Below are 10,696 nucleotides of genomic sequence, written 5' to 3'. Positions count from 1 at the left end.
GTCGCAAAACCCTGTCGCCAGCGGCAGCACCGCCGTCGATGAGCGCGGTTATACGCACACCAATCTAAACCGTCAACGGACAAATTCGAAAAAAATCAAAAAAAGTGAAAAAAGTTTCAGCAGGATACTTTTTCGCATTAAATTCAGACAGATAGCATTTACCCATCTTTGCTTCGAAAGCGCTCAACCACCAATGCTGACCCCAAACCACCAGCTGCTGCAATCAACGCCATGGCGCGGTCTTGGGCAGCTTCCGTAGCGTTTTCGCGGGTTCTTAAAACTTCGAATAACTGAACGACCAGAATTGCTCCCGATGCGCCAATCGGGTGCCCTCTGGCCAAAGCCCCACCCAGCTGGTTCAAGCGGGCCGTATCCAGCGAAAGATCATTCACCGTCGCCATGGCCTGGGACGCATAAGCTTCCATCAGCTCAACGGCGGCCAGATCCGCCACTGTCATGTTGAGTCTCGACAACAATGCTTTCGCTGCGGCAACAGGAACAAGAGCGGGGTCGTTCGGGTCTCCACCCTTTCTTATCCCCCCCAGGATTAGCAGACCAGGGCGGGACAGGGTGGACGCCATGCAATCCGACATCAGCAAAACGCCCGCCGCGCCATCGGCTTCGCAGGCTATGGTCGCTGCGCTGAGCCCGAATTCTTCTGGCCCGGCGAGCACAGGTGCTCTCATTCCAGTGCGAAGGTCCAGCCGGCGGGTGAAACCATCACGTCTCCGCATACGATCATCGTTGCCAACAAGATGTCGTTCAAGATCAGGCGCAGCTGCAAGCGCCTTTGCGTGCGAGGCCTGCGCAAACTGGGTCTGTGACTTTCGCGTCAGACCATACCTGACAGCTACTTTCGCGGCCGCACTTGAAAGATCCGGGTCTTCAAAAGGTGGTGGAGCGAATGCCGGACGGTCATAAGGAACGGCTTCTTCCCCAGGTGCCGTAGGTCGCCGCATCCTAATCGGCGCCCGGCTGAAGCTTTCCGTGCCGCCGGCCAGCACACAATCAGCCGCGCCCGCCTCAATCAACTGGGCCCCGGTCAATATGGCATCAAGACCGGAACAGCATTGCGTATCCAGCGTCATAGACGGAACCGGCTCAGGAATACCGGCCCTAAGCGCAGCAAGCCGCGCGGGGTTGCCGCCACCATAAAGGGCATTTCCCAAAATCACGTGGTCCACGCGGTCCAATGGGAGAGCGGCATCGCCCACAAGTTCTTTCAGAACAGACGCCGCCAATTCATCGGCTTGCAATTGTGACAGGGCCCCTCCTCGCGGGGCGACTGCAGTCCGCCTTGCGGCAACAATGACCGCCCGGCGATGCGCGCTCACACCGTGCCTCCCTGGCCTGACCCAATCAAGTCACGTGTGATTTTTGGAATGTCCGGTTTGCCGCCCGCAGTCAGCGGAAAATGGTTCTTGATGTGAATTTTTTTTGGAAGCTTTCCTTTCGCCAGCACATTTCGGCAATGGCGAAGCAACTCGTCTTCCGCTTCATCGAGCGGAGTTGCGAGTTGAACCACAGCTTCCAGGATCTGACCGCGTACCGGATCCGGCCGCCCCACCACCACAGCAGTTGCCACTGCAGCATGGTTCAGAAGCTGGGCTTCAATTTCTTCGGGATAAACATTGAGGCCGGAGGTGATGATCATGCGATTTGACCGCCCTGTCAGAAACAGGAAGCCATTTCCGTCCAGATAGCCGTGATCACCAACAGTCAGCCATCCTTCATGCCAGCGTGTTTCCGTCGATTGACCACATATGTATCCAGCAAAAAGCAGATCGCTTTTGACCCAGATCTCACCGGCCGTGCCACTTGGCAAGGGATGCGCCGGGTCGCCAATTGCAATTTGCACCCCATGTGCTGCCCGGCCGACCGAACCCGCAGGTACATCATCGCATGGCCGCGATACTGTAATGAAACTCGTTTCGGACGCTCCGTAAAATTCCATTAAACTGGTAGCCGGAAAGACTTCTGCCATTGCGGCCCGCTGTCCATCCTGCCATTTCGCGCCACTGGCCAAAACCTGCCGGACCGTATCGACAGGACCATTGCGCCTGGCCACTTCCCCCAAATAGTGAAGCTGAGTTGGCGTTGCATAAAGGACTGATCCGTCCTTTGCACGGTTCAGTTCGGCAAAAAGTTCTTTTGGATCAAAGCGCTCCATTAGAACGACCTGGCGGCCGCCTGACAATCCACAGACAGCACCATAAAGATGCAGCGAATGGGTCAGGCCACCTGCAATGACGATCCTGTCATTCGGGGCGTTGCTGAATTCGCGATCCGATAGCTCGAAACTCTTGAGCCAAGACCTATGTGTGCGAACGTATCCCTTCGGCATACCACTGCTGCCAGAGGTAAAGCCCGCAAAAAAGAGAGCCCCTTCTTCAGGCGATACGTCTGCACGTTGGCTGTCGACGGTTTTAAACAATTGCGAGCCGCGCTGGATGAAAAGACCCGGGCTCAGTTCCTCCAAAACAGTCTTCATCAAACTGTCCGGCCACTCCGGATCGACAATCAGCGCCACACGGCCAGTGCGCGATGACGCAAAGAAGCCAATGAGCAACGACATCGGATCGGTCAGAGCAAACGCAATCCTTGCGCCCGGGCACGTTTCTTCGCAAATCGCCGATGCCGCCGTTTGAACCCGGTCGAAGAATTCCAGCCACGTGAGAGAGACCGGACCGCATTTCAGCGCGGTGTCAGCGGGTCTCGCCGCTGCAAATGCTTCAAGCCGGTCGCCAACAAAGGTCATCCAAGCGGTCCGATCGCATTACGCCCTAAGTTCTGGAAAGGAAGGCTGCCGGCAGGCCTCTTGAAATGGTCTCAGCCACAAGTGCCGTGACGGCGACCTTCAACAAGTCTCCTGGAATGAAGACAGCGCTTCCTACCGCTGCTTCTGCAAGCGACAGCCCAGCTTTATAGGCAAGTCCTGGAATGCCGAAGGCGTAAACCACGACAATTCCCCCGATTGCCGCAGCAATCGCAGAAGACGTGAGCACATTCAACCGTCCGGTTGCGCGCATGATCCATCCGGCAACAAATGCGCCTACCGGCCAGCCAACCAGAAAGCCGACAGATGGCGAAAAGAACACGCCCAAACCGCCTCTGCCACCGGCCAGCAAGGGCGCGCCCAAGGCGACGATGAAAAGAAACAGAAGCACTGCCAGGGCGCCTCGAACCGGACCAAGCATGACACCGGCCAGCATGACACCGAGCGTCTGCGCGGTGATCGGGACGCCGCTCAGAAACGGTATGGCCACCGGCGGCAACAGGCCGAGCGCTGCAATGAGAGCGGCATAGAAAGCAACGTGGACCAAAGACCGGTCAGCCATATCGTTCATTCCTCTTGTGTGTCTTGTCTCTTTTGTTGCCACAGAACGCTTTGGTATGAGCCGTTCCGTCCAACGATGTTGTGTCGGGCGCCGGATACCTCAGTTTCGGCCGGGATGCCAGACCCGTCCACCCTTGAGGCCCAACTATCTTGTCAGTCCGTCCGAGCCGCCGCGTGCCTTTAACGCCTCGGCCACATGATCGGACATGCGAAGCGATTGTATGGCGAACGGTGCCAACAGCCGCCAGGATCCGGAAGATCCCGTTCTCGCCCGATAAGCCTCCTGCAACATTGAAAAGACTTGCAGCATGTAAGGTGTGAAACGAAGGACGAGGGTAACCCCAAGCGCAGGTTTGCGCGATGAAATCCCAAGCCATTCCAACGGCCTGAACAGCGGTTGCACGGCTGCCATCATGTCGTCCATACGCGTCGTGACAGACACGAAATTCGCAGCAAGGATCATGATGATGAGCCGCAAAATGATGGCAAATCCTTCCAGGAGCGTTCCAGACAGCCAGTGTAGCGCCAACAGACATGCCAGAAGTACCGACAACCCGCGCAAGAGCTTCAGCTGGGCCAGACCTTGTCGACCCAAACTGGCATAAAGAGAGATCACGGCAGCCAGACACGGCAGGAGGGTCCAGAAAGACGACACCTGAAACAACAGGATACTGGCAACGGCGACCGCCACCAGTTTCAGACCTGCCGGGAGACGATGCGCCCAGGTGTCACCAGGGATTTGCATCGCGATCACAGCGCCACAAGCTCCAATTTGTTGTTCAATTTGATGTCAAGATCGGCGCGATAAGCTGCAAGCACTTCGTGCGGCGGCCCGTCCATACGCAAGCGGCCTTCCTCAAGCCAGAAGATCCTGTCAAAGCCTTCAAAGTGACTGAGATCATGGCTGACAAGGACGATCTTTTGAGGCAACGACATCAACATTGATCGAATGCGACTGGTCGCAAGAGCATCGAGGCTCGTCATTGGCTCGTCGAGCACCAGTAGCCGAGGCTCCATAACCAGCACTGCAAGAATGCAAATCAGCTGTTTCTGACCCTCCGAGAGTTCCGAAATCGGTCTGTCAGCCAGCGCTTCGCACCCATGGGTTGCAAGAAAGGCTCGCGCCCGGCTGCGGCTTTCATCTTTGTCGGATCCAAGCTGCGTGAGACCGAAGGCAATCTCTTCCTCAACGGTCGGGAAGATCGCTTGATGATCCGGATTTTGAAACACGAAACCCACATGTCGCGGCAGCTCTGGTTCGGCAAGTGTTGCCGGAACACCGAATAGCGAAAGTTCGCCGCTGCTGGGGGTGCGCAACCCATTCAGGAGCCTCACGAAAGTGCTTTTTCCGGAGCCGTTCAAACCGATTACGCCGATGCGATCTTCGGTGAGACGCAGTGTCAGGCCAGTCAGGACTGACCGTTCCGCGATTTCCAGGCCAACGTTTTCAAAGACAGCAAACGGCTTGGCGTCCGGATCACAGACACGCGTTTCATTTTGTTTGCTTTTCCTGGGCCAGAACGCCATATCACCTCGCCGCCGATCGGCCGCTTTCAGGGTCTATCCCTTAGTCTGGCGCCGCTTATCGACCGGAAACTCTTTTGTGTCAAAGACGCCTCATATTACGTGGCGCAGATGATGCGGCAAATCGGCTATTTGGGCATTCACCATTTCACCGACTTGCGCACAAGGTTCAGTCACGCGAACGCTACGCCACAACGCTATAGAAGCTGCACCGGCAATTAGCCGACCGGACGCGTCAACTCAGGCAAATCAGCCAATTGATTGATGGTTGCCCTGATGCGCTTCAATGCCCAGACAAAGCGGTCGTCAGACGGTTCGGACCCGAAAGTGAGGCGCACATAAGGGGCCGGTTCATAATCCTTCACCTGGAAATAGCGGGACGACAAAACGGAAACTCCCTGATGGCCCAGAGCTGCCTGCAAGGCGTCCGGGTCGACCTGATCCGGCAGACGCAACCAACCGAACACCTTGTCGACATTGCTCTGAAGGAAATGAGGTGCAAGAATTTCGCGTGCGTTCAGGTACCTGCTCCTGTTGGCCTTTCGCTTCAAGCGCAGCGTCTTGAACAACAGTCCTTCACGGACCCAACCTGCGATCAGCTCCGCCGTTATGGGCGACGCCATCCACGTGCTTTCACCAATCTTGTTGCGGATGCTGTCTCCAAAGGACGCCGGCACATGAACAAAACCGATCCTGCTTCCCGGTGAACAGACCTTGGAAATACTTGCAATCGAAGCCGTCAATTCAGGTGCAAGAGCACCGAATGACGGCAACGTTTCAGGCAGGAAAGGGGTATAGGGATCGTCTTCGACAATCTTGAGATCATATTCACGTGCCACACGCACCAGATCCTCACGCTCTGTGGTCGACATGGTGTGTGTCGTCGGGTTCTGCATGTTGGGCATCAGGAAAACGCCTTTGACGCCATGAGACTTGGCGGCGATTGCCAATGCTTCGGGATCCATGGCACCAAACCCGCCGTCTTCTCGCCGGAGCGCAGGAAGCGGGACGGCTTTCAACCCAAGGCCTGAGAGCGAACTGAAGATCGAAGGGTAGGTAAACCGGTCGACGGCAACTGCATCCCCGGTTCTGAAGAGAGCCTGACAAGTCACCTGAATTCCGTGCTGGGCACCACAGGTCACCGCCACGCGAGCAGGATCGGCCTCAAGCCCGTAGTCCTTGAACACCAAAACGCCGGTTTCCCGATGCGCCCTCAAACCTTCAGAAGGTACAAATCCGTTCAAGCGGTCGATGCCATTCGTTTTCGCCATGCGCACCAGACCTTCGGCAAGGCTGGGATTCAGGTGCGGATAAGCGAAGTTTCGGGCAAGATCACAGGCCTCAGGCTCATCCTCTTGCGGAACAAGCGGAGAGACTTTTTGCGTCTCCGAGGCCACATAGGTTCCGCGGCCGGTTTCTCCCTTCACCAGACGGCGGCGTTCAGCTTCACCGTATGCACGCGTGATCGTTCCGAGCGTAACACCCAGCTGATAAGCGAGCTCCCGCTGCGGAGGCAACCGGTCACCTTGAGCTAATGTTCCAGACTGGATGTCGTCTTCAAGGGCGTCGGCAATCGCAAGATAAATGGGACCTTCGGCGGCCTCGATGTTCGGGATCCACATTGTCATGAGAACAATGTTATCATTGACGCATACAATTTTTCAAGACAGTTAGAGTCTTCGTTACTTTGTATCAATTGTATCTATTCTACCGATACAATGACTGGAGACAAAAATGGACCCCGCGACACTTCTTGCCTTTGCTGTCTTCATCATCGTCATGACCGGCACGCCTGGCCCCGGCAATCTGACTTTCCTGGCTATCGGCGCGTCAGCGGGGTATCGGACTGCCTTTCCCGTAATCCTTGCGTCTATTGTCGGTGCCTGGCCACTGAAACTCAGCGTGGCCTATGGGCTCGGACATGTCATGGCAGGCGGCGGAACCATTGTTACCGTGTTCAAGGTCCTGAGCATGACCTACATGACCTATCTTGCATGGCGCATTGTCTCCCTCTCGATCAAGCCGAAGGGAGAAGTTGCCCTGCCAAGCTTCTGGGAGGGTCTTTTGATCCACCCGCTCAGTCCGAAAACCTGGGCAATGAACCTTGTTGCCTTCTCGACATTCCTCGCTGGAAACGGTCTTGGCATTCACGAGAATGCCTTGATTCTGCTGGTTGGATTTTCACTGGGCGGCCTGGTTTTTCACTCGCTTTGGGCGCTTGTCGGCGTTTCCATTCTAGCTGTGATTGGAGAGGGACCGATGATGCGCATCATCACAATTGTCATGGCTGCCGGCATGCTGGCCGCAACCGCGTGGGCTCTTCTGCTTTGAAATTACTGGACCCGCAGTCATTTCGACTGCAGGTCCATTTCCAAGCGCCACTTCTCATGCATGGAAGCAGCTTCAAACTTGGTATCGCTGAGCCCGATGTCGCGCATCAGGGCAGGCGACAAATCGCCTGGTACAATGCGTTTGGGGCGCCGGTTAGACCGCCGCTTCAATAATATTGCAAAAAACCTCTTTATGAGACTTGGGGCGCGTCTATCAACCAGCGCCTCATCGACTTCACACCGAATGCTCTCTGACATCTCCGTAACTCCTTGATCTTAGGAAGTTACATATCGGCCCGGTATACTTGTGTTACCAACGAAATCTCGATAAGTATGCATAAGGAAGACTTATGCATGTCAAATACTCTGCCACCATTATCCGCGATCCGCGCATTTGAAGCCGCAAGCCGACACCTGAGCTTTACCAAGGCAGGCGAGGAACTTGGCATGACGCAGGCGGCCGTCAGCTATCAGATCCGGCTACTGGAAGACAGGCTCGGTTTTCAGCTCTTTACCCGAAAGACGCGCCGGATCGAACTTACAGAGCATGGCGCTGAGCTTGCATCCAAGGTCGTCGATTCATTTACCTCACTGAGGCAGGCCTTTGAAGATTTAACAGACAAGAATGCCGGCCAGCTCGTCGTTTCCAGCAACACCACCTTCGCTGTGAACTGGCTGTCCAATCGTCTGGTTCATTTTCAGATGCAAAACCCTGACATTGCCGTGCGCATTCTGCCCTATGGCCCTGACGCGCATCCTCGTTTCGATAGTTCTGACGTCGTTGTGTCCGCGTGCAAGGCACCTCCGAAGGACTGGATCGCGCACGAAGTCGTCAAGGCGACCTTCACTCCCATGCTGAGCCCTGTGCTTGCGGAAACGATTGGAGGTATCAAACAGCCCGAAGACCTTTTAAAACTACCGCTCGTGGACCCACAGGACCCATGGTGGGATATCTGGTTTGCCGCAGCAGGCATTCCGGATGTGGATCTCAGCAGCTATCCGAACTCGCGCATGGGTTCTCAGGCCCTGGAAGCAAACAGGGCAATTGCGGGTCAGGGTGTGGCTATTCTGACGCCTTATTTTTGCAAAAATGCCATAGAGACCGGCCAGCTGATCCAGCCATTTGAACTGACCTGCCGTGTGGAGGCCGAAAGCTGGTTCTTGAGCTACCCGCCGATCAACCGGACCAGCCGCAAAGTCAGGCTATTTCGGGACTGGGTTGCTGGCGAGCTGAAACGAGACGGGATGCCTTAGCGGACGTTTATCGCCGAAGAGGTGTAACACAACCTGCCGAAGGGTTCGCCGAAGCTGCCACATTGTGAAAAAGTGAAACGCAAATTCCTCTTTTGACAAACCGCGCTGCAGCGGCGATACCTCAATCCCATGTCGGATATTAAAGTAAAAATTTGCGGCCTGTCGACCGAAGAAACCATGGAAGCCGCGCTGGACGCCGGCGCAGACATGGTCGGATTGATGTTCTTTCCAAAGAGCCCTCGCCACGTTTCCCTGAGCGATGCCTGCAGGCTGGCCGACATGGCACGTGGCCGCGCTGAAATCGTGGCTGTGACGGTGGATATGGACCTGGACGGCCTCTCCAGGATCAAGGAACTTGTCGCGCCCGACACATTCCAGTTCCACGGCAGTGAAGCACCCGAAGCATGTGCTGCAGCCAAGGTGATGCACGGAACGGGCGTTATGAAAGCGGTGTCGGTCGCCGCGAAGGAAGATCTGGAAAAGGCCTTGTATTATTCGGTCGTTGCAGACCGTATCCTTTTTGATGCCAAACCACCGAAAGGATCGGACCTGCCGGGCGGAAACGGTGTTTCTTATGACTGGTCGCTGCTCAAAGATCTTGACCTGAAGAAGCCCTTCATGCTTTCGGGGGGATTGAATGCGGACAATGTCGCCGAGGCGATCCGCGTGAGTGGCGTAAAGGAAGTCGATGTCTCTTCGGGTGTCGAGAGGGACAAAGGCGTCAAGGACAGCAATCTAATTCGCGCATTTATGGCAGCGGTCAAAGCGGCCTGACCTGCCGGACGAAGGAGAATACGCGTGAACGACATGGCGAACAGCATCCGGACCGGTCCGGACGATCGCGGACATTTTGGAATTTTCGGAGGCCGTTATGTGGCCGAAACCCTGATGCCGCTGATCCTTGATCTGGAGCAGCACTACAAGGACGCGAAAAACGACGCGGCATTTCATGCCGAAATCGAATCCCTGAACACGCATTATACCGGCCGGCCGTCACCGCTCTATTTTGCCGAGCGCCTGACCGAAGAACTCGGCGGTGCCAAGATCTATTTCAAGCGCGATGAGCTGAACCACACCGGATCTCACAAGATCAACAATTGTCTTGGCCAGATCCTGCTCGCCAAGCGCATGGGTAAAACCAGAATCATCGCGGAAACGGGTGCCGGGCAGCACGGTGTTGCAACCGCCACCGTCTGTGCACGCTTTGGATTGCCGTGCGTGGTCTACATGGGCAAGACCGATGTGGAACGGCAAAAGCCCAACGTTTTCCGCATGAAGCTGCTTGGTGCAGAAATCGTTCCGGTGACGGCCGGTGCCGGCACGCTGAAAGATGCGATGAACGAAGCTCTGCGCGACTGGGTCACCAATGTCGACGACACTTATTATCTGATCGGAACGGCTGCCGGGCCACATCCTTATCCGGAAATGGTGCGCGACTTCCAATCGGTGATCGGTAAAGAATTGCGCGAACAGATCGTTGAGGCCGAAGGCCGGCTCCCGGACGCGCTTGTTGCCGCTGTCGGCGGCGGGTCAAACGCCATCGGCCTCTTCCATCCGTTCCTGGATGACAAGGACGTCAAACTCTTCGGAGTGGAAGCAGGTGGGCACGGACTGGAAGGCGATGAGCACTGCGCCTCTTTGACTGCCGGCAAACCGGGCGTTCTGCACGGCAACCGAACATTTTTGCTTCAGGACGATGACGGGCAAATCCTGGAAGGGCATTCCATTTCGGCCGGGCTCGATTATCCGGGCATCGGACCGGAGCATTCCTGGCTGAAAGACATCGGCCGCGTCGAATATGTCCCGGTCATGGACAACGAAGCCCTGGAAGCCTTTCAGCTTCTGACGCGTGTTGAAGGCATTATTCCGGCACTCGAGCCGTCGCACGCCTTGGCGCATGTCACCAAGCTGGCACCTCAGATGGACAAAGACCAGATAATCGTCATGAACCTTTGCGGTCGCGGCGACAAGGATGTCTTCGCCGTCGGCCAGATGCTTGGGTTCGACCTTTAAAGCCCATCCGTTCGCAACAGTTTTCAGAAAAGCCGCGTCTGGTCATGGCGCGGCTTTTTCGATTTCACACCCGGCCGCTCTGTTCCTAAGTTTTGTTAACCTGCCCAGCAAATTCGGCATTGCTGCAATGCAAACTTGTGCGTTGTCCGCAAAAATAGCGCGACTAAACCACTACCGGCTGATGCCGGTAGGATTATCGATGTGCTTCTCAAGGTACTGAAGTACGACATCTTCAGTG

General features: G+C 55.9%; 11 protein-coding genes. 4 read left to right on the top strand and 7 right to left on the bottom strand.

Translation table 11 applies throughout. The features are described 5' to 3' along the window. Positions 1-158: 158 nt before the first annotated feature. The 6 genes from Q0835_RS28595 to Q0835_RS28570 all read right to left on the bottom strand — a co-directional run bounded on the left by Q0835_RS28595 (position 159) and on the right by Q0835_RS28570 (position 6,489). A complete protein-coding gene (locus tag Q0835_RS28595) occupies positions 159-1,334 on the bottom strand; it encodes a thiolase family protein (protein WP_298966696.1) in 1,176 nt (391 codons plus the stop codon). Next, the gene (locus Q0835_RS28590) at positions 1,331-2,758 is read right to left on the bottom strand and encodes an AMP-binding protein (RefSeq protein WP_298966695.1); all 1,428 of its coding nucleotides are present in this window, start codon (positions 2,756-2,758) and stop codon (positions 1,331-1,333) included. The genes Q0835_RS28595 and Q0835_RS28590 overlap by 4 nt, the downstream gene beginning before the upstream one ends. Before the next feature lie 25 nt (positions 2,759-2,783). Next, positions 2,784-3,338, bottom strand: a complete 555-nt coding sequence (locus tag Q0835_RS28585; protein WP_298966694.1) for a biotin transporter BioY — start codon at positions 3,336-3,338, stop codon at positions 2,784-2,786. A 144-nt stretch (positions 3,339-3,482) separates the two neighbouring features. Beyond that, the gene (locus Q0835_RS28580) at positions 3,483-4,082 is read right to left on the bottom strand and encodes an energy-coupling factor transporter transmembrane protein EcfT (protein ID WP_298812341.1); all 600 of its coding nucleotides are present in this window, start codon (positions 4,080-4,082) and stop codon (positions 3,483-3,485) included. A 5-nt stretch (positions 4,083-4,087) separates the two neighbouring features. Next, positions 4,088-4,864, bottom strand: coding sequence for an ABC transporter ATP-binding protein (locus Q0835_RS28575; RefSeq protein WP_298966693.1), 777 nt, complete (start codon positions 4,862-4,864; stop codon positions 4,088-4,090). A 215-nt stretch (positions 4,865-5,079) separates the two neighbouring features. After that, on the bottom strand, positions 5,080-6,489 hold the full coding sequence (locus Q0835_RS28570) for a PLP-dependent aminotransferase family protein (RefSeq protein ID WP_298966692.1): 1,410 nt from the start codon (positions 6,487-6,489) through the stop codon (positions 5,080-5,082). A gap of 106 nt (positions 6,490-6,595) precedes the next feature. Between Q0835_RS28570 and Q0835_RS28565 the strand changes: the two genes are divergently transcribed. After that, entirely contained in the window at positions 6,596-7,192 is a 597-nt protein-coding gene (locus tag Q0835_RS28565) for a LysE family transporter (RefSeq protein WP_298812125.1), read from the top strand. Positions 7,193-7,209: 17 nt separating this feature from the next. Here Q0835_RS28565 and Q0835_RS28560 read toward each other — a convergent pair whose 3' ends face one another. Continuing rightward, entirely contained in the window at positions 7,210-7,449 is a 240-nt protein-coding gene (locus tag Q0835_RS28560; RefSeq protein WP_298966691.1) for a hypothetical protein, read from the bottom strand. Positions 7,450-7,545: 96 nt separating this feature from the next. Here Q0835_RS28560 and Q0835_RS28555 point away from each other — a divergent pair, with 96 nt between their 5' ends. From Q0835_RS28555 to trpB, 3 genes are all read left to right on the top strand, one after another. After that, positions 7,546-8,445 (top strand): LysR family transcriptional regulator, encoded by a 900-nt coding sequence (locus Q0835_RS28555; RefSeq protein WP_298966690.1) that lies wholly within the window; start codon positions 7,546-7,548, stop codon positions 8,443-8,445. 129 nt (positions 8,446-8,574) lie between these two features. After that, positions 8,575-9,219, top strand: a complete 645-nt coding sequence (locus Q0835_RS28550) for a phosphoribosylanthranilate isomerase (protein ID WP_298812129.1) — start codon at positions 8,575-8,577, stop codon at positions 9,217-9,219. 18 nt (positions 9,220-9,237) lie between these two features. Then, a complete protein-coding gene (trpB, locus tag Q0835_RS28545) occupies positions 9,238-10,458 on the top strand; it encodes a tryptophan synthase subunit beta (protein ID WP_298812344.1) in 1,221 nt (406 codons plus the stop codon). Positions 10,459-10,696: the final 238 nt, after the last annotated feature.

The organism is uncultured Roseibium sp. (assembly GCF_947499295.1).
In the GTDB taxonomy this organism is placed as follows: domain Bacteria; phylum Pseudomonadota; class Alphaproteobacteria; order Rhizobiales; family Stappiaceae; genus Roseibium.
This window is presented reverse-complemented; position numbering and strand designations above follow the sequence as displayed.

Bases quoted from the DNA above. Each gene is read 5' to 3' on its own strand.
- Q0835_RS28590 (WP_298966695.1), bottom strand. From the start codon at position 2,758: ATGACCTTTGTTGGCGACCGGCTTGAAGCATTTGCAGCGGCGAGACCC.
- Q0835_RS28585 (WP_298966694.1), bottom strand. From the start codon at position 3,338: ATGGCTGACCGGTCTTTGGTCCACGTTGCTTTCTATGCCGCTCTCATT.
- Q0835_RS28580 (WP_298812341.1), bottom strand. From the start codon at position 4,082: ATGCAAATCCCTGGTGACACCTGGGCGCATCGTCTCCCGGCAGGTCTG.
- Q0835_RS28575 (WP_298966693.1), bottom strand. From the start codon at position 4,864: ATGGCGTTCTGGCCCAGGAAAAGCAAACAAAATGAAACGCGTGTCTGT.
- Q0835_RS28570 (WP_298966692.1), bottom strand. From the start codon at position 6,489: ATGACAATGTGGATCCCGAACATCGAGGCCGCCGAAGGTCCCATTTAT.
- Q0835_RS28565 (WP_298812125.1), top strand. From the start codon at position 6,596: ATGGACCCCGCGACACTTCTTGCCTTTGCTGTCTTCATCATCGTCATG.
- Q0835_RS28560 (WP_298966691.1), bottom strand. From the start codon at position 7,449: ATGTCAGAGAGCATTCGGTGTGAAGTCGATGAGGCGCTGGTTGATAGA.
- Q0835_RS28555 (WP_298966690.1), top strand. From the start codon at position 7,546: ATGTCAAATACTCTGCCACCATTATCCGCGATCCGCGCATTTGAAGCC.
- Q0835_RS28550 (WP_298812129.1), top strand. From the start codon at position 8,575: ATGTCGGATATTAAAGTAAAAATTTGCGGCCTGTCGACCGAAGAAACC.